Annotated in this window: 18 protein-coding genes; 7 read left to right on the top strand and 11 right to left on the bottom strand. The window is 72.6% G+C overall.

All coding sequences use genetic code 11. The features are described 5' to 3' along the window. Positions 1-112: 112 nt before the first annotated feature. Complete coding sequence (locus AB0F77_RS01590; protein WP_361939571.1) at positions 113-1,414, bottom strand: MFS transporter; 1,302 nt, start codon at positions 1,412-1,414, stop codon at positions 113-115. Positions 1,415-1,476: 62 nt separating this feature from the next. Between AB0F77_RS01590 and AB0F77_RS01585 the strand changes: the two genes are divergently transcribed. Further along, positions 1,477-2,439 carry a LysR family transcriptional regulator gene (locus AB0F77_RS01585; RefSeq protein WP_361939568.1) on the top strand — a complete coding sequence of 321 codons (963 nt, stop codon included), beginning with the start codon at positions 1,477-1,479 and terminating at the stop codon, positions 2,437-2,439. Positions 2,440-2,618: 179 nt separating this feature from the next. Here AB0F77_RS01585 and AB0F77_RS01580 read toward each other — a convergent pair whose 3' ends face one another. Next, positions 2,619-3,380, bottom strand: a complete 762-nt coding sequence (locus AB0F77_RS01580; RefSeq protein WP_361939565.1) for an alpha/beta hydrolase — start codon at positions 3,378-3,380, stop codon at positions 2,619-2,621. 113 nt (positions 3,381-3,493) lie between these two features. On the opposite strand from AB0F77_RS01580, the gene AB0F77_RS01575 reads away from it, so the two are divergent. Both AB0F77_RS01575 and AB0F77_RS01570 read left to right on the top strand, forming a co-directional pair. Beyond that, a complete protein-coding gene (locus tag AB0F77_RS01575) occupies positions 3,494-4,657 on the top strand; it encodes an adenosine deaminase (protein WP_361939562.1) in 1,164 nt (387 codons plus the stop codon). Positions 4,658-4,807: 150 nt separating this feature from the next. Next, a complete protein-coding gene (locus tag AB0F77_RS01570) occupies positions 4,808-5,161 on the top strand; it encodes an ATP-binding protein (RefSeq protein ID WP_361939559.1) in 354 nt (117 codons plus the stop codon). Positions 5,162-5,243: 82 nt separating this feature from the next. Here the strand turns inward: AB0F77_RS01570 and AB0F77_RS01565 are convergent, their stop codons facing one another. The 5 genes from AB0F77_RS01565 to afsQ1 all read right to left on the bottom strand — a co-directional run bounded on the left by AB0F77_RS01565 (position 5,244) and on the right by afsQ1 (position 9,098). Then, positions 5,244-5,453: a PspC domain-containing protein gene (locus AB0F77_RS01565; RefSeq protein ID WP_361939669.1), complete on the bottom strand. Its 210-nt coding sequence runs from the start codon at positions 5,451-5,453 to the stop codon at positions 5,244-5,246. Positions 5,454-5,546: 93 nt separating this feature from the next. Beyond that, positions 5,547-6,098 (bottom strand): VanZ family protein, encoded by a 552-nt coding sequence (locus tag AB0F77_RS01560; protein WP_361939556.1) that lies wholly within the window; start codon positions 6,096-6,098, stop codon positions 5,547-5,549. Positions 6,099-6,202: 104 nt separating this feature from the next. Then, entirely contained in the window at positions 6,203-6,838 is a 636-nt protein-coding gene (locus AB0F77_RS01555) for a hypothetical protein (protein WP_361939553.1), read from the bottom strand. Further along, complete coding sequence (locus tag AB0F77_RS01550) at positions 6,835-8,424, bottom strand: HAMP domain-containing sensor histidine kinase (protein ID WP_361939550.1); 1,590 nt, start codon at positions 8,422-8,424, stop codon at positions 6,835-6,837. The genes AB0F77_RS01555 and AB0F77_RS01550 overlap by 4 nt, the downstream gene beginning before the upstream one ends. Continuing rightward, positions 8,421-9,098, bottom strand: a complete 678-nt coding sequence (gene afsQ1, locus AB0F77_RS01545; protein ID WP_361939547.1) for a two-component system response regulator AfsQ1 — start codon at positions 9,096-9,098, stop codon at positions 8,421-8,423. The genes AB0F77_RS01550 and afsQ1 overlap by 4 nt, the downstream gene beginning before the upstream one ends. A gap of 216 nt (positions 9,099-9,314) precedes the next feature. Between afsQ1 and AB0F77_RS01540 the strand changes: the two genes are divergently transcribed. Continuing rightward, positions 9,315-10,025 (top strand): SigE family RNA polymerase sigma factor, encoded by a 711-nt coding sequence (locus AB0F77_RS01540; RefSeq protein WP_361939544.1) that lies wholly within the window; start codon positions 9,315-9,317, stop codon positions 10,023-10,025. 215 nt (positions 10,026-10,240) lie between these two features. Here the strand turns inward: AB0F77_RS01540 and AB0F77_RS01535 are convergent, their stop codons facing one another. After that, the gene (locus tag AB0F77_RS01535; RefSeq protein WP_361939541.1) at positions 10,241-10,885 is read right to left on the bottom strand and encodes a uridine kinase; all 645 of its coding nucleotides are present in this window, start codon (positions 10,883-10,885) and stop codon (positions 10,241-10,243) included. Positions 10,886-11,012: 127 nt separating this feature from the next. Between AB0F77_RS01535 and AB0F77_RS01530 the strand changes: the two genes are divergently transcribed. Further along, the gene (locus AB0F77_RS01530; RefSeq protein WP_361939538.1) at positions 11,013-11,399 is read left to right on the top strand and encodes a hypothetical protein; all 387 of its coding nucleotides are present in this window, start codon (positions 11,013-11,015) and stop codon (positions 11,397-11,399) included. Between the two features lie 42 nt (positions 11,400-11,441). Here the strand turns inward: AB0F77_RS01530 and AB0F77_RS01525 are convergent, their stop codons facing one another. Genes AB0F77_RS01525 through deoC form a run of 3 tightly spaced genes read right to left on the bottom strand, consistent with a single transcriptional unit; the run spans position 11,442 to position 14,741 of the window. Next, positions 11,442-12,332: an aldehyde dehydrogenase family protein gene (locus tag AB0F77_RS01525; protein ID WP_361939535.1), complete on the bottom strand. Its 891-nt coding sequence runs from the start codon at positions 12,330-12,332 to the stop codon at positions 11,442-11,444. Then, positions 12,325-13,788 carry an aldehyde dehydrogenase family protein gene (locus AB0F77_RS01520; protein ID WP_361939666.1) on the bottom strand — a complete coding sequence of 488 codons (1,464 nt, stop codon included), beginning with the start codon at positions 13,786-13,788 and terminating at the stop codon, positions 12,325-12,327. The genes AB0F77_RS01525 and AB0F77_RS01520 overlap by 8 nt, the downstream gene beginning before the upstream one ends. Next, positions 13,785-14,741 (bottom strand): deoxyribose-phosphate aldolase, encoded by a 957-nt coding sequence (gene deoC, locus AB0F77_RS01515; RefSeq protein WP_361939663.1) that lies wholly within the window; start codon positions 14,739-14,741, stop codon positions 13,785-13,787. Before deoC ends, AB0F77_RS01520 begins: the two co-directional genes overlap by 4 nt. A gap of 271 nt (positions 14,742-15,012) precedes the next feature. Between deoC and AB0F77_RS01510 the strand changes: the two genes are divergently transcribed. After that, entirely contained in the window at positions 15,013-15,741 is a 729-nt protein-coding gene (locus AB0F77_RS01510; RefSeq protein ID WP_361939532.1) for a PH domain-containing protein, read from the top strand. Between the two features lie 671 nt (positions 15,742-16,412). Further along, complete coding sequence (locus tag AB0F77_RS01505; protein WP_361939529.1) at positions 16,413-16,808, top strand: hypothetical protein; 396 nt, start codon at positions 16,413-16,415, stop codon at positions 16,806-16,808. The last annotated feature ends 60 nt before the right edge of the window (positions 16,809-16,868 follow it).

The following is a 16,868-nucleotide window of genomic DNA, read 5'->3' as shown; positions in this document are numbered from 1 at the left end:
ACTGACAACGGCCCCCGGAGCCGACGAAGGCCCAGCTCGGAGGGCGTTTCTCCCGGGGGCGCAGGGTCGTCGACGGGGGCCAGGGGCCGGAGGCGAGGGAGGCGGGGGTGGCTCAGTGCGCGGGCACCGGGTCCGTGCCGCCGGTCAGCCGCGCCGCGCGGGAGCCGAGCACGGTGATCGTCACGACTCCGGCGACCGCGAACAGGCCGACCCCGACCGTGCCCGCCCAGCCGCTCGCGTGGAACGCCATCGCGCCGACCGTGCTGCCGACGCTGGAGCCGACGTAGTACGCCGACTGGTACAGCGCGGCGGCCTGCGCCCGCCCCTCGGTCGCCGTCCTGCTCACCGCCGAGGACGCCACCGCGTGCCCCGCGAAGAAGCCCGCCGTGATCAGCACCAGACCCAGCAGCGCGAGCGGCAGCGACGGCACCAGGGACAGCAGCAGCCCCGCCGCGGTCGTCCCGCCGGCCAGGTACAGCGCGCCCCGGCGGCCCAGGCGTCCGACCAGTCGGCCCGCCGTCGACGCCGACACCGTACCGACCAGGTACACGAGGAAGATCGAGCCGACGAATCCCTGCGGGAGGCTGAACGGCGCCTCGGTCAGCCGGTAGCCGATCACCGTGTAGACGCCGCCGAACACCGTCATGAACAGCGCGCCGATCGCGTACAGCCGCCGCAGCAGCGGGTTCGCGAGGTGGTCGCGGACCGTGCGGGCGAGCACGCGGGGGCGCAGCGAACCCGGGGTGAAGTGGCGCGGCGCCGGCAGTAGCAGCCGGAACGCCACCGCGCAGCCCACCGCGAGCACACCGAGCACGCCGACGGCGACCCGCCAGCCCCACTCCTGCCCCACCCAGCCGGTGATGACCCGGCCGCTCATGCCGCCGATGCTGTTGCCCGCGACGAACAGGCCGATCGCCGTGACCAGCGCGCGCGGCCCGACCTCCTCGGCCAGGTAGGCGGTCGCGGAGGCCGGCAGCCCGGCCAGCGCCGCGCCCTGCACCGCCCGCAGCAGCACCAGCAGGCCGAGCGACGGTGCGAAGGGGACCAGCAGACCGACCGACACGGCGACCGCGAGCGAGGCGGTCATCACCGTACGGCGGCCGAAGCGCTCCGACAGGGCGCTCATCGGCAGGACGAACAGGGCCAGTCCGCCCGTCGCGGCGGCCACCGTCCAGCTCGCCTCGTTCGCCGCCACCCCGAACTCGCCGGAGATCAGCGGCAGCAGTGCCTGTGTGGAGTAGAGGAGCGCGAAGGTCGCGACACCGGCGAGGAAGAGGGCGAGGCTCATCCGGCGGTAGCCGGGGCCGCCCGGGGTCATCCGGGTGTCGGTGCCAGGGGTGGGCTCGGGGGAGGTGTCGGGGGCGGGGGCGGCGTCGGCGTCCACCGCGTTGGACGCCCCGGTACTGGCAGGCATGTGTCCACGCTAAGCAGCCGCCGTTCATGCGTCCAATGCATGGAAACGCCATAATCGTTCCCATGGTGCATCAGCAGAGCTCGGCGGGGTGGTCGTCGTCGGACGGTGACGCAAAAGACCTGCGGGACGACGTCGTCGCGCTGCTCGCCCCGCGCCTCGCCCACTTCGCCGCGGTCGCCCGCACCGAGCACGTCACGCGGGCCGCGCAGGAGCTCCAGGTGCCGCAGTCGACCCTGTCACGGGCGGTCGTCCGGCTGGAACAGGACCTGGGGGTCGACCTGTTCGCCCGGCACGGCCGCACCCTCTCCCTCACCCCCGCGGGGCGCACCTTCCTGCCCTTCGTCGAGCGGGCCCTCGCCGAGCTGGAGCGGGCCGCCGAGGAGGTGCGCGCGGACGCCGACCCGGCCACCGGGAAGGTGGCGTTCGGCTTCCTGCACACGATGGGCGCCGAGACCGTCCCCGGACTGCTGCACGCCTTCCGCGCCGATCATCCGCGCGTGCGGTTCAGCCTCGTCCAGAACTACGGCGAGGCGATGCTCGAACGGCTGCGCGCGGGGGAGCTGGACCTGTGTCTGACCTCGCCGGTCCCGGACGCGCCCGACCTCGTGGGCCGGCGCCTGGACGAGCAGAAGCTGCGGCTCGTCGTCCCGGCCGACCACCGGCTCGCCGGCCGCCGCCGGGTGCGGCTCGCCGAGGCCGCCGACGACACCTTCGTCACGCTGGAACCCGGGTACGGGATGCGCCGCATCACCGACGACCTCTGCCAGGAGGCGGGGTTCCGGCCCCGGATCGCCTTCGAGGGGGAGGAGGCCGAGACCCTGCGGGGCCTGGTCGCGGCCGGGCTCGGCGTCGCCCTGCTGCCACCACCGGCGGTGCCGCGTCCCGGAGTCGTGGAACTGACGGTCACGGCCCCCAGGGCGGTCCGCGAGATCGGCGTCGCCTGGCTCGACGGCCACCCGGACACACCCCCGGTGGCCGCCTTCAAGAAGTTCCTCCTGTCCCGCCGCGGCAAGCTCCTCGCGTAGCGCTCCGCGGGTGCGCCGGGTTTTTCACCGGGGTGCCGCGACGGATCGTCGGGCGGGGGAGGAATGCCTGGGCCGGGGGGCACCGGGAGGGCGTACGCGGCTGGGCGTAAGCCGTGGGTTCCGGCTCGGCCGCCCGCAGGGACTAGTGCCCCGACGGGCGAACGTTGCCTGTCGGGGCACTAGCCGCGCAGTGAGCGGCCGAAGCCCGCTGCCAGGGGCATGCGGAGGCCGAGTGGGGGCGGGGCGGCCAGGGCGTCCTCCAGGGGGCGGGCGAGCGCGTGGCCGAACAGGGCGCCCCTCACGAAGTCCGAGGTGAGCGCGAGCACCTCCTCCCGGTACTGGTGCAGCCCGTGCCCGTCCGCGTGCACCTCGAACCGGCACACGTCCCGGTTCGCCTTCTTCGCCCGCGCCGCCAGCCGGAACGACAGCTCGGGATCGGTGCGTTCGTCGTTCGTGCCGTGCACGATCAGCACCCGGCGCCCCACCAGCTGCCGTACCGGCTCGGGCGGTGCCGCCACGTCGTCCTCGGGCAGCCAGGGGGCGATCGCCACCACGGAGGTGACCGCGTCGTGCCCCGCCGCCCGCAGCGCCGCCCGGCCGCCCATCCCGATCCCGACCAGACACACGGGCACGTCCCCGTAGCGCCGCTGCACCTCGTCGACCGCCCACAGCGCGTCCGCGGCCAGATGCGCCTCGCTGCCGTTCCACCCGCGGTAGCGGTAGTGCACGGCGTGCGTGGCCAGCCCCTCGCCGCGCCCCGCGCGCGTCAGCGCCCGCCCGACCGCGCGCACGGACTGGGTCGCCCAGACGGAGGACGGCTTGCGCGCCGACACCTCCTGGCCCGCGGGGAGCAGCAGCGCCACCCCGCTCACCGCCGTCGGCTCCTGGCCGACTGCCCTTCCCAGCCTGGCCGTTCGCACCGGCGTCGCTTGCTGTCCCATGACAGAACAGTGTCAGAAGTGCGGGTGTACGCGACCCTTCCGTGCGGTCACCGTTGCGTATCGGCGACCGCGCGCCCCCCGCGTTCTACGCGCGTAGGATCTAGAGTGCGTCCATGACGAGCCAGACCGCCCCGAGCGGGCACGTCCCGACCCCGGACCAGATCCGCCGCGCCCCCAAGGTCCTGCTGCACGATCACCTCGACGGCGGCCTGCGTCCCGGCACCGTCGTCGAACTCGCCCGGGAGAACGGCTACGCGGGCCTTCCCGAGACCGACCCCGACAAACTCGGGATCTGGTTCCGCGAGGCCGCCGACTCCGGCTCTCTGGAGCGCTACCTGGAGACCTTCACCCACACCGTCGGCGTGATGCAGACCCGCGACGCGCTCGTCCGCGTGGCCCGCGAGTGCGCCGAGGACCTCGCCGAGGACGGCGTCGTCTACGCCGAGGTGCGCTACGCCCCCGAACAGCACCTGGAGGCCGGGCTCACCCTCGAAGAGGTCGTCGAGGCGGTCGACGAGGGCTTCCGGCAGGGCGAGCGGCTCGCCCGGGAGAACGGTCACCGCATCCGTGTCGGCGCCCTGCTCACCGCCATGCGGCACGCCGCCCGCTCCCTGGAGATCGCCGAACTCGCCAACCGCTACCGGGACCGCGGTGTCGTCGGCTTCGACATCGCGGGCGCCGAGGCCGGCTTCCCGCCCACCCGGCACCTGGACGCGTTCGAGTACCTCAAGCGCGAGAACAACCACTTCACCATCCACGCCGGCGAGGCGTTCGGGCTGCCGTCCATCTGGCAGGCCCTCCAGTGGTGCGGCGCCGACAGGCTCGGCCACGGCGTGCGCATCATCGACGACATCCAGGTCCGCGAGGACGGCTCGGTGGAGCTCGGCCGGCTCGCCTCGTACGTCCGCGACAAGCGCGTCCCGCTGGAGCTGTGCCCCAGCTCCAACCTCCAGACCGGGGCCGCCGCCTCCTACGCCGAGCACCCGATCGGGCTGCTGCGCCGGCTGCACTTCCGGGTCACCGTCAACACCGACAACCGGCTGATGTCGCACACCGGAATGAGCCGGGAATTCGAGCACCTCGTCGAGGCGTTCGGTTATACGCTCGACGACCTCCAGTGGTTCTCCGTCAATGCGATGAAATCAGCGTTCATTCCTTTCGATGAACGACTGGCCATGATCAATGACGTGGTGAAGCCCGGATACGCCGAACTGAAATCCGAATGGCTGTTCCGGCAGACCGCCTCCACCAGCGGTTCTTCCCCCGAGCAGGGCTGATTCCCCGCGGGCCACCTGTACGGAATGCGGACGGTCTTCACGAACCGTCCGCATTTCGATGTTTGCGATGGGCGGGTCGCCGTGTTTACGGTCGTGGACCGCTCGATTGATTTTTGATCCCCCGTCATCGCATTCAAGGACGCATTCACCATGAAGCAGTCTGCCGCCAAGACCCTCGGTGTCGCCGCCCTCGGTGCCGCCTTCGCCGCCGTCGGCGCGGGCGCCGCCACCGCGGCCCCGGCCGTCCCGGACGCCACCCAGGCCCTGGGCGGCGTCGCCCAGACGCTCCCGGCGCAGAACGTGGCCCGGACGCTCCCCGGCGCCGGTGAGGCGCTCGCCCAGAGCCAGGGCGCGGTCGGCACCGGACTGGCCGCCGCCCAGCCCGCCGTCCAGAAGGTGCTCGCCGACGGCCCGGCCGCGCCGGTCACGGGCCTCCTCGGCGGACTGCCGCTCAAGGGCCTGCCCACGCACGGCCTGCCGGTGAACGGGATCCCGCTCGGCTGACCCCTCCGCCCGCGCACCCGCCGACGGGGCGCACCCCTCCTCCCGGGGTGCGCCCCGCCGCCGTACCCCTCGCCGTGCCCCACTACCAGGCCGTCCGCGCGCCCGCGGCCTTCTCCTCCGACGGGAAGAGGATCCACAGCGCTATGTACAGCAGGAACTGCGGGCCGGGCAGCAGGCAGGAGATCAGGAAGATCGCCCGCATCGTGGTCGCGGAGGTGCCGAAGCGCCGTGCCAGCGCGGCACACACTCCGCCGATCATGCGGCCGTTGGTGGGGCGGGCCAGGGCGGTCATCATGGCTCCTTCGTGAGCGTCGTCCGGGGCTCCCCCGCTGGTCGCCCCGTCTGATCTCCACGCTACGCGGACGAACAGGGGCGAAGCCTCGCTCTACGGTGCGATCCCGACCCTGGGAATCGTCGGGGTCCGCCCCTGAGGAGCCTCCTCCTGGAGGGCGGCCGCCGGGTGCCTGCGCTCACCCCTGCGGCGGAGCCCGCAGCGGGCCGCGGGCACCACCGCGAGATGCGCCAGCGCCACGCCCGCCGTGTTCAGCAGCAGCACGTCCACGTCCACGACCCGCCCCGGCACACCGGTCTGCAACAGGGCGATGCCCAGCGAGATCAGGGCGCCCGCGGCGGTCGTACGGACCAGCGAGGCGAGCGGGGAGACGGTGAGCCGGCCGTGCGCCATGGGCAGCAGCACACCCAGCGGAGCGAGCAGCGCCACGCCCTCGCCGATCCGCCGGGCCGCCGTCAGCGGGCCCAGGGCCAGGTCGGCGCGGATGCCGGCCAGGGGACGCAGATTGGCGGGCGTCACCCAGGGCACGTCCAGTGGGCGCAGCGTGAACCAGGCGACGAGCGCGAGATGGGCGACGAGGAGGAGACACCCGGTGACACGGATACGGATGGCGACGCTGCCGCCGATGGAGCCTTGACGCTGCACGCTGCCCTAGACGCGGCCCCGCGCGCGAACGGTTCCGCGTCCGATCCCGCGCACGGGTGAGGTCCAGCACACATGTGCCTACGGCCGAGCCCGGCCCCGGCGGGTCACCCCGCCGTCACCACGGTCGACGGCGGAGGTGTGTCACCGGGCCGGGAGCGCACGTCGTCGGAGCACTCGTAGCGCCGCAGCGGCTCGCCGTCCGGGCCGCCCAGGATCACCGAGCCGTCGCCCTCGGCCGCCGCGGAGTCGGAGAACGTGCACACGATCTGGGCGAGCGCGTACGACGTGAGCTGCTCCGGCGCGGAGCTGAGCCGCAGCGTGTCCTCGGGGTCGCCCCGGCGCGGACCGCCCACGCTCATCCCGCCGTGCACGTGGGTCGTGTACCCGGCGTTCTTCTCGGTCGCCGACGGCGACTGGGCGAGCTGGTCCAGCAGCCCCTGCGCCACGATCAGCCGCCGCCGGGCGTCCGCCGTGCCGTCCGGGACGCGCACGGCCCGGTCGACGGTCACCAGCGAGGAGCCGCACAGCAGGAACACCTGCACGGGCACACCCCGCGAGGACTGCACCGACAGGTCCGGCTCGGCCAGCGAACACGGCACCCGGGACGGCGCCCCGCCGAAGTCGGTGGGCACCTCGGTGGCCCGGATCCCGCACCCGGCGAGCAACAGCCCGACCAACGGAAGCCCCATCAGCAGCCGCCACCCGGCGCTGTGGCGGGTGTCCTTGGACGCGTCGTTCATCGTGTGCCCCCCTGTTCCCCGTCGCCCGGTTCCTGGGGCTGCTCCTGCGGTTTCTCCCGCTCCTCCGCGAGCTCCGATGCGTCGCGGGGCAGTCGGAGCGTGAACACCGCACCGCCCTCGGGGGAGTTGGCCGCCGTGATGCCGCCACCGTGGATGTGGGCGTTCTCCATCGCGATGGACAGACCGAGCCCGCTGCCCTCGGAACGCGGCCGGGAGGCGCTGGCCTTGTAGAAGCGGTCGAACACGTGCGGCAGCACGTCCTCCGGGATGCCGGGACCGTGGTCCCGTACGGCGATCACGAGATCGTCCTCCGCCGTCCGCACCGACACCCGCACCGGCGACCCGCCGTGCTTGAGCGCGTTGCCGATCAGGTTGGCGAGGATGACGTCGAGCCGGCGCGGGTCCACCCGCGCGTGGATGCCGCGCTCGGCGTCCAGCTCCACCGCGTCCAGCCAGGCCCGCGCGTCGATGCAGGCGGTGATCTGGTCGGCGATGTCCACGTCGTCCAGGACCAGCCGCGCCGTCCCCGCGTCGAAGCGGGTGACCTCCATCAGGTTCTCCACGAGGTCGTTGAGCCGCCGGGTCTCGCTGACCACCAGGCGCACGGCCGGCTCGACCATCGGGTCGATGCCGCCGCCCTCCGACTCCAACTCCTCCTCCAGCACCTCCGTCACGGCCGTGATCGCGGTCAACGGCGTCCGCAGCTCGTGGCTCATGTCCGCGACGAACCGCCGGGACGCCTCGTCGCGCGCGGCCATGTCGTCGACGCGTTTCTCCAGCGCCGCGGCCGCGTTGTTGAACGTCCGTGAGAGATCGGCGAGTTCGTCCGTGCCCGACACCCGCAGCCGGGTGTCGAGGCGGCCTTCGCCGAGCCGCCGAGCCGCCACCCCGAGCCGGTGCACCGGCTTGAGGACCGTCGTCGCCGCGGCCTGCGCGAGCAGCGCCGAACCGATCAGCGCCAGCCCCGTGGCGATCCCCAGGGACCAGGCGAGCGAGTTGAGGTCCTTCGCCTCCGGCTCCAGCGACTTCATCATGTAGCCGGTCGGCCCGCCGCCGATCACCCGCGTCCCGGCCACCAGATACGGCGTGCCGTGGTCCACGACCCGCTGCCAGTACAGGTGGTACGCCGACGAGTTGCCGCCCGTCGTCCGCTGCCGCTTGCCCACCGCGGCCTGGAGCGACGTCGGCACGTCCTCCAGCGCGAACCCGCTCAGGCCGCCCGAAGTGCCGTACACCGTACGGCCGTCCGCGTCCTCGGCGACCAGCAGCACGCTGAAGCGCTGGCTGCTGCCCGCCATCTGGACCGCCGTGCGCTGGAGTTCGTCCTGCGTGGGCCGCACCGGCAGCGAACCCGCCCGGTTCTGCATCTCCTGCCGGAAGTCACGCAGCACCGCCTCCTGGGTGCGCGTGAGCACCGCCTCGCGGTTCAGCCAGTACGCGATGCCCGACGCCGACACGGCCGCGGTCAGCGCCACCAGCCCGAAGACCACGACGAGGCGCAGCCGCAGACTCGTGAAGCGCAGCCGTGACACGGCTCCCCTGCGCTCCGCGGCCCAGCCGCGGAATCCCCCCTGAGCGTCCGTCACTGAGGGGCGTCCAGGCGGTAGCCGACGCCACGGACCGTACGGATCAGGGTCGGGGACGACGGCACGTCCTCCACCTTGGCCCGCAGCCGCTGGACGCACGCGTCCACCAGGCGGGAGTCGCCGAGGTAGTCGTGCTCCCACACCAGCCGCAGCAACTGCTGCCGGGACAGCGCCTGTCCGGGCCGCCGGCTCAGTTCGAGCAGCAGCCGCAGCTCGGTCGGCGTCAGCTGGAGGTCCTCGCCGTTCTTCGTCACGGTCATCGCGGAACGGTCGATGACCAGGCTGCCGAACGTCGCCGAGTCGCTGGCCTCCCGCTCCCCGCGCCGCAGCACCGCGCGGATGCGCGCGTCCAGCACCCGGCCCTGCACGGGCTTGACGACGTAGTCGTCGGCACCGGACTCCAGTCCGACCACCACGTCGATGTCGTCGTTGCGCGCGGTCAGCAGGATGATCGGCAGCTGGTCCGTGCGCCGGATGCGCCGGCACACCTCGAACCCGTCGATGCCGGGCAGCATCACGTCCAGCACGATCAGGTCCGGCCGCTGCTCACGCAGCATCTTCAGACCGTCCTCGCCGGTGGCAGCGGTGGCCACCCGGTGTCCCTGGCGCGTCAGGGACAGCTCCAGGGCCGTGCGGATGGCGTCGTCGTCCTCGATCAGCAACAGGGAAGGCACGGGGCTCATTCTGGCCCATGGCAGGGCCGGATTCGACACCCGTACGTCTACGTACACGCGGCGCCCCGTCCACGACCGCGCCACGCGTACGTAGGGGCGGCCTCTGTGACAGGTCTGTGACAGTCGGCGGACACGGCCATGAAGTGGCCCGGGCAAGCTTTTCGGCACAGGCAAGGAAGCAAACCGAACACAGAAGTCCACGACGGGGGGCGCGAGATGAACACGCTGCACGGCATGGACACCAGCGCGGTTGTCACGCGCCTGCACGACATGCACCGGGGGACCGAGATGTCGGGTTCCGTCGGGGGAGGGCGCGGATGCGCCCGCGGAACCGGACGTCAGCACAGCGCGTACATCTCGGTGGTCGACGCGCACGGGGAGGACACGGGGGAGCGTCGTTCGCTGACGGAGGCGGAGTTCACCGCCTACGTCCAGGAGCGCCGCGCCTCCCTGTACGCGACGGCCTACCACCTCACCGGAGACCGTTTCGAGGCCGAGGACCTGCTCCAGAGCGCGCTGTTCTCGACGTACCGGGCCTGGGACCGGATCACCGACAAGGCGGCGGTCGGCGGCTATCTGCGCCGCACCATGACCAACCTGCACATCAGCGCCTGGCGGCGCCGCAAGCTCAACGAGTACCCGACCGAGGAACTGCCGGAGACGCCCGGCGACACGGACGCGATGCGCGGCACCGAACTGCGCGCGGTCCTGTGGCAGGCGCTCGCCCGGCTGCCCGAACTCCAGCGCACCATGCTGGTCCTGCGCTACTACGAGGGCCGCACGGACCCGGAGATCGCCGACATCCTCGGCATCAGCGTCGGCACGGTGAAGTCCAGCATCTGGCGCTCGCTGCGCCGGCTGCGCGAGGACGAGGTCCTCAGCTTCGGCCGTGACGAGGAGGACGCCTTCGGCGAGTTGGTGGCCTGAAGGTTCAGGGGGGACCACACGGGGATCGGGGGAAACCCGCAACGGGGGGACCAGGAACGGGGGAACACGGGGGACCGCACGGGGGAACTCCGCCACGGGGGACACGCGGCGGAGCGGGAGACGGGACTGGAGGGCCGGGGGGTCCGTCCAGTCCCGTTCTCGTGCGTACGGAGCCCGAGCGTGCTGTCGGCGCTGTCCGTCCGTCCGTACGTTCCTCAGGCCGCCGTCTGTGTCCTGCTGCCGTGTGCCTGCCGGCCCACCGCGGCCGCCGCGAGCCGGCCCAGCGCCTCGTCCCGGTCGCAGGGGCGGGCGCCCAGGGAGACCTGGCGGGCGACGATCGCGCGCTCCGCGCGCATCAGCCGCCAGCCGCGGCGCAGCAGGAACGGCACCGACTTGCGGCCCTCCTCGAGATCGCGCAGGAAGCGCCGTCTGAAGGTGGTGACCGGGCCCCGGTTCAGGCACAACGCGTCGGCCAGCACACCGAGTTCACGGCAGCGCCGCACGATCTCGGCCGCGAAGATGCCCTCCGCGACGAACAGCTTGGTGCGTCCGATGCTCAGCGTCTCCTCGCCGGTGCGGGCGCTCAGCGCGATGTCGTACACCGGCACCGGGGCCGAACCCGTCGCGCACAGTTGCAGGATCGCGTCCACGGCGACGTCCGCGTCCCAGGAGCCGGGATGGTCCCAGTCGATGTCCGCACTCCCCGCCACCAGGGGCAGCGTCGGGTCGTCGCCCTCCTTGTAGAAGTCGTCGAGGCGCAGGACGGGCAGCCCGGAGCGGGCGGCGACGAGTGACTTGCCCGAGCCCGAGGGACCGCAGAGCAGCACGACACGGGCGGAGGACGGGGGATGAATGCTCACGGAACACCAGTTTGACGCATCGGGCGCCCGCTGCCGACCCCGCGGGTCGGCTTTGGAACGGGCGTCACACCTCAACTACCCTTCGTGCCGAGACAATCACCCTGCGCATCCGAAGGTGGTACCCGTCATGGCACGACACGCCTCCCCCTCCCGTTCCACCGCGCGGCGCGCGCTGATCGCCCTCGCCACCGCGGGCGCGGCCCTGGGCGCGGCCACGGCCACGGCGTCCGCGGCCACCGCGCCCTCCCGGCCCGCCCCGCTGGGCGACGTCGACCCCGGGGCGGGGCTGTCGGCCCTCACGACCTCGCTGCGGTACTCCGTCGGCGCGCTCCAGGACCTCAAGCCCAACCCCCTCGCGGGCACGGGCGTGGACCCCCTCGACAACGGCGTGGCCACCCAGCTGGCCGACTTCCGGCCCCTGGCCTCCCACACCCTGACGGCCCCGATCGCCCAGGCCGAGTCGCTGGGCTCGGTGCCGATGGCGGGCGGGCTCCTGGGAACCCTGGCCGACTGACCCGCCAGGACCCGCCAGGACGTCAGGACCCGCCAGGACCCGTCAGTACGACGAGCCCGATACGCCCAGGGCGCCTGTCGGGTGCCAGACCGTCTTCGTCTCCAGGAACGCCGTCATCCGTTCGGTCCCCGGCGTCTCCGTCCAGTTGTCCACAGGCTGTGGACGCAGGACGCGCTTCAGGTTGTCCGCCGCCGCGATCTCCAGCTCCTTGGCCAGCACCTCGTCGGCTCCGGCGAGGTCGATCGCGTTGACGTCCTGGTGCGCGGCCAGGGGCGCCGCGATCTCCGCCGTACGGCCGGACAGGACGTTGACGACACCGCCGGGCACGTCGGACGTGGCCAGCACCTCGGCCAGGGAGAGGGCGGGGAGCGGCGACCCCTCGGACGCCACGACCACCGCCGTGTTACCGGTCGCGATCACCGGGGCGAGCACCGAGACCAGGCCGAGGAACGACGACTCCTGCGGGGCCAGGACCGCGACCACGCCCGTCGGTTCGGGCGAGGAGAGGTTGAAGAACGGGCCCGCGACCGGGTTGCCGCCGCCGACCACCTGCGCGATCTTGTCGGTCCAGCCCGCGTACCAGACCCAGCGGTCGACCGCCGCGTCGACCTGGGCGGCGGCCTTGGACCTGGACAGGCCCTCCGCGTCGGCCACTTCGCGCGTGAACTGCTCGCGCCGGCCCTCCAGCATCTCGGCGACGCGGTAGAGGACCTGCCCGCGGTTGTACGCCGTCGCGCCCGACCAGCCGCCGAACGCCTTGCGCGCGGCCACGACCGCGTCACGGGCGTCCTTGCGGGAGGAGAGGGGCGCGTTCGCCAGCCACTTGCCCTTCGAGTCCGTCACCTCGTACACCCGGCCGCTCTCGGAACGCGGGAACTTGCCGCCCACGTACAGCTTGTAGGTCTTGAAGACGGAAAGTCGTTCGTCAGACATCGAGGTACGCCTCCAGACCGTGACGACCGCCCTCGCGGCCGTGACCGGACTCCTTGTAACCGCCGAACGGCGAGGTCGGGTCGAACTTGTTGAACGTGTTGGACCAGACGACGCCCGCGCGCAGCTTGTTCGCGACGGCCAGGATGCGCGAGCCCTTCTCCGTCCAGATGCCCGCGGACAGGCCGTACTGCGTGTTGTTGGCCTTGGCGACGGCCTCGTCCGGGGTGCGGAAGGTCAGCACCGACAGGACCGGGCCGAAGATCTCGTCACGGGCGATGGTGTGGGCCTGGGTGACGTTCGTGAACAGCGTCGGCGCGAACCAGTAGCCGGACGACGGGAGTTCGCAGGCCGGGGACCAGCGCTCGGCGCCCTCCGCCTCGCCCTGCTCGGCCAGCGCGGTGATCCGGGCCAGCTGCTCGGCGGAGTTGATCGCGCCGATGTCCGTGTTCTTGTCGAGCGGGTCGCCGAGGCGCAGCGTCGTCAGGCGGCGCTTCAGGGAGTCGAGCAGCTCGTCGTGGATCGACTCCTGCACCAGCAGCCGGGAGCCCGCGCAGCAGACCTGGCCCTGGTTGAAGAAGATGCCGGCGACGATGCCCTCGACGGCCTGGTCGATCGGGGCGTCGTCGAAGACGATGTTGGCGCCCTTGCCGCCCAGTTCGAGCGTGAGCCTCTTGTCCGTGCCCGCGACCGTGCGCGCGATCTCCTTGCCGACGGCCGTCGAGCCGGTGAACGCGACCTTGTTCACGTCCGGGTGCGCGACGAGCGCGGCGCCCGTGTCGCCGTACCCGGGAAGGATGTTGACGACACCCTTGGGCAGGCCCGCCTGGCGGCAGACGTCCGCGAAGAACAGGGCCGACAGCGGGGTGGTCTCGGCGGGCTTGAGGACGACCGTGTTGCCGGTCGCCAGCGCCGGGGCGATCTTCCACGCCAGCATCAGCAGCGGGAAGTTCCACGGGATGACCTGGCCCGCGACGCCGAGCGGACGCGGATTCACGCCGCTGTGTCCATCCGTCGTCCTCCGGCCGAACCCGGCGTGGCCGAGCTTGTCCGCCCAGCCCGCGTAGTAGAAGAAGTGCGCGGCGACCAGCGGGAGGTCCGTGTCGCGGGTCTCCTTGATCGGCTTGCCGTTGTCCAGCGTCTCCAGGACGGCCAGTTCGCGGCTGCGCTCCTGGATGATCCGGGCGATGCGGAACAGGTACTTGGCGCGCTCGGAGCCGGGCAGCGCCGACCACTTCTCGAACGCCCTGCGGGCGGCCCGCACCGCGCGGTCCACGTCCTCGGCGCCGGCCAGGGCGACCTCGGACAGCACCTCCTCGGTGCTGGGGGAGACGGTCTTGAAGACCTTGCCGTCGGCCGCGTCGGTGAACTCGCCGTCGATGAACAGGCCGTACGAGGGCGCGATGTCGACGATCGCGCGGGACTCGGGCGCGGGGGCGTACTCAAAAGCCATGATCAGTCCACCGTCACGTAGTCGGGGCCGGAGTAGCGGCCGGTGGCCAGCTTCTGACGCTGCATCAGCAGGTCGTTGAGGAGCGAGGAGGCGCCGAAGCGGAACCAGTGGTTGTCCAGCCAGTCCTCGCCGGCGGTCTCGTTGACCAGGACCAGGAACTTGACGGCGTCCTTGCTGGTGCGGATGCCGCCGGCGGGCTTCACGCCGACCTGGACGCCGGTCTGGGCGCGGAAGTCGCGCACGGCCTCCAGCATGAGGAGGGTGTTCGCGGGAGTCGCGTTGACGGCGACCTTGCCGGTCGACGTCTTGATGAAGTCGGCCCCGGCCAGCATGCCGAGCCAGCTCGCGCGGCGGATGTTGTCGTACGTCGACAGCTCGCCGGTCTCGAAGATGACCTTCAGCCGGGCGTTCGCGCCGCACGCCTCCTTCACGGCGGTGATCTCGTCGAACACCTGGAGGTAGCGGCCCGCGAGGAACGCCCCGCGGTCGATGACCATGTCGATCTCGTCCGCGCCCGCGGCCACGGCGGCCCGCACGTCGGCCAGCTTCACGTCGAGCGCGGAGCGGCCGGAGGGGAAGGCGGTGGCGACGGAGGCGACCTTGACGCCCGACCCGGCGACGGCCTCCTTGGCGACGGCCACCAGGTCGGGGTAGACGCAGACGGCCGCGGTCGTGGGCGTCGTCCGGTCGGTGGGGTCGGGGTGGGCCGCCTTGGCGCCGAGCGCCCGGACCTTGCCCGGGGTGTCCGCGCCTTCCAGCGTCGTCAGGTCGACCATCGAGATCGCGAGGTCGATGGCGTACGCCTTCGCGGTGGTCTTGATGGAACGGGTGCCGAGGGAGGCGGCGCGCGCCTCCAGGCCGACCGCGTCGACGCCGGGCAGCCCGTGCAGGAAGCGGCGCAGCGTGCTGTCGGACGCGGTGACGTCGGCGAGAGCGTGAGCGGGTGGAGTAGTGGGCATGGTCACCAGGCGAGCATATCTACGCGCGTAGCGGCTGTACAGGCCGGGGGACGTTCTCCTGCGGAGTCCTGCGGAGCCTTGCCGGTCCGTCACCGGGCGCCCGGTGACCCGGCGCCCGGGGCCTCACTGTCCGGTGCCCGGGGCCTCGCTGTCCGGCGCCCTGTTGTTCGGCGTTCCGGCGCCCGGCGTTCCCAGGTCCCGCACCCCCCGCCGGGCGTGGGCGAACCCGGTCGGTCGGTCGGTTCTCGGGGGCGTGGGGCAGAATCGCAGCATGACGACTCCCGACGACCAGTCGCCCCCGCCCCAGCCCCCGGCGCCCGCCGCCAGGGACCGGGTCCATCGCTCGCCCTCCGGGCTGGTGGGCGGTGTGCTGCTGCTCGTCATCATCCTGTGGCTGGGCATCGACGCCCTGGTCACGGGACACGGGCACGCCCCCTGGATGGCGCTGGCGGGTCTGATCCTCGCCGTGCCCCTCGTGATCGCCTTCAGCCTGCGCCCGGCCGTCTTCTCCGGCGAGGACCGGCTGAAGGTGCGCAACCCGTTCCGTGTGATCACGCTGCCCTGGGGCGAGATCGCCTCGCTGCGCTCCGGCTACTCCAACGAGGTCGTCGTCAAGTCCGGCGCCAAGTACCAGCTGTGGGCGGTGCCCGTGTCGCTGCGGGCCCGCAAGAGGGCGGCGAACCGGGAGGCCAGGGCGGCGGCAGCGGCCCAGGACGGCGCGGCGGGGCGCGGCGGGCGCCGGTCGGGCGGCCTCGGTGGCGGTCTCGGAGGGTTCGGCGGGCTCGGTGGGTTCGGCGGGGGTGCGCGGGACGTCGCCGGTCACACCGGGCCGATCCGCGCCGAGGGCGACAGGGTGATGGACGACCTGCGCGAGACGCTGGAACGCAGGGAGCACGAGGAGTCGGCGCAGGGCGAGGTCACGGTCCGCTGGGCCTACGAGGTCATGGCACCCGCGGTGGCCGGAGCGATCCTGCTGGCGATCCTGTTCGCGATCGCCTGACGACCGGCGAGCCCCGGCCGCGCGGCCGGCCGAGAGAGCGGGGTGTTGGCCGGGCGGTGGGCGAGGGGGCAAAGGTGCTGGTTCAGGTGCCCGCCGATGGACTGAGGGGTCGGCCGAGCAAGCGGTGGGCGCCGACCGGGCGGTCGGCCGAGGAGCGGGGCGCCGTTTGAGCGGGCGGCGGGGGAGTGACGGGTGCCTGCCGACGGGGCGACGTGCGCCCGCCGAGGGAGCGACGGGCGCTGGTTGAGTGGCCGCCGATGCAGCGGATGGTCGGCCGCGGGGCGAGGGGCGGCCTAGGTGTATTGACCTGCAGCGTTGTTCACACGGCTGATCGGTGGCCGTCCCGCGCGTGCTCTCCACGCGCCGCCCCCGCGCCCCGCGCCGCCCCGCCCCGCGGCCCCACCTCATCCCCGTCTCACGCCCCGCGCGGCCGGGGTCGGTCGTCTCCCGTTGGGCTCCGCGTCCTTGGGCACATGCCAGGTGCATGGACGGTGAGCGCTTTCCGGCTGTCTTTCCTAGGGGTTGCCTAGGGGATACTTCGACATGAAGCATGGTTGCGGCCGTCACTTTTGTCCGCGCGCTGTCACGCCTGGCTCAGTAGATTTCTCCTGCCGCCCCATAGCGCCGTACCTGCGGGTTTTACTCTTCGAAGGGGTGGCGGGGGTGGGGAAATGGACCGTTCCAACGCGACGGGAAGACCTGCCGCCGCTGCGGCGGGGATCAGGTGCCAGGTCGACATCGACGGCGACGGCAGATTCGGCTGGCGGCTCGTGGCGGTCAACGGGCGCTCGGTGGCGGTGTCGCTGAACTCCTACGACACCCACGCGCGCTGCCGCGCCGCGTTCCACCGGCTGTGCAGCGGCCACGCGGACATGGGCGGCGGCATCCAGCACAGCTCCGAGGGCGGCGGCTGGGTGTGGGTGCTCTGGGACACCGCGGGCCGTCACCTGGCCCGGTCGGCACGCACGTACGAACGCCACGCCACATGCCGTTCCGCGTACGAACGCTTCCGCACCTTGTTACCCGGGCTGGCCGTGGCGGGTCCGGAGTTGTGGGCGCAGGGCTGAATCACCGGGCACGCGGGAAACCGCACCGGCTCTCCGGTATTTCCCGACGTGGGGAATACC

It is taken from the genome of Streptomyces sp. NPDC026672, assembly GCF_040638185.1.
Lineage (GTDB): Bacteria > Actinomycetota > Actinomycetes > Streptomycetales > Streptomycetaceae > Streptomyces.
This window is presented reverse-complemented; position numbering and strand designations above follow the sequence as displayed.

Excerpts from the sequence above, each read along its gene's own strand:
- AB0F77_RS01540 (WP_361939544.1), top strand. The coding sequence starts at position 9,315 with ATGAACACGCTGCACGGCATGGACACCAGCGCGGTTGTCACGCGCCTG.
- AB0F77_RS01525 (WP_361939535.1), bottom strand. The coding sequence starts at position 12,332 with ATGTCTGACGAACGACTTTCCGTCTTCAAGACCTACAAGCTGTACGTG.
- AB0F77_RS01565 (WP_361939669.1), bottom strand. The coding sequence starts at position 5,453 with ATGACCGCCCTGGCCCGCCCCACCAACGGCCGCATGATCGGCGGAGTG.
- AB0F77_RS01570 (WP_361939559.1), top strand. The coding sequence starts at position 4,808 with ATGAAGCAGTCTGCCGCCAAGACCCTCGGTGTCGCCGCCCTCGGTGCC.
- AB0F77_RS01530 (WP_361939538.1), top strand. The coding sequence starts at position 11,013 with ATGGCACGACACGCCTCCCCCTCCCGTTCCACCGCGCGGCGCGCGCTG.
- AB0F77_RS01510 (WP_361939532.1), top strand. The coding sequence starts at position 15,013 with ATGACGACTCCCGACGACCAGTCGCCCCCGCCCCAGCCCCCGGCGCCC.
- AB0F77_RS01590 (WP_361939571.1), bottom strand. The coding sequence starts at position 1,414 with ATGCCTGCCAGTACCGGGGCGTCCAACGCGGTGGACGCCGACGCCGCC.
- AB0F77_RS01555 (WP_361939553.1), bottom strand. The coding sequence starts at position 6,838 with ATGAACGACGCGTCCAAGGACACCCGCCACAGCGCCGGGTGGCGGCTG.
- deoC (WP_361939663.1), bottom strand. The coding sequence starts at position 14,741 with ATGCCCACTACTCCACCCGCTCACGCTCTCGCCGACGTCACCGCGTCC.
- AB0F77_RS01580 (WP_361939565.1), bottom strand. The coding sequence starts at position 3,380 with ATGGGACAGCAAGCGACGCCGGTGCGAACGGCCAGGCTGGGAAGGGCA.
- AB0F77_RS01575 (WP_361939562.1), top strand. The coding sequence starts at position 3,494 with ATGACGAGCCAGACCGCCCCGAGCGGGCACGTCCCGACCCCGGACCAG.
- AB0F77_RS01505 (WP_361939529.1), top strand. The coding sequence starts at position 16,413 with ATGGACCGTTCCAACGCGACGGGAAGACCTGCCGCCGCTGCGGCGGGG.
- AB0F77_RS01585 (WP_361939568.1), top strand. The coding sequence starts at position 1,477 with ATGGTGCATCAGCAGAGCTCGGCGGGGTGGTCGTCGTCGGACGGTGAC.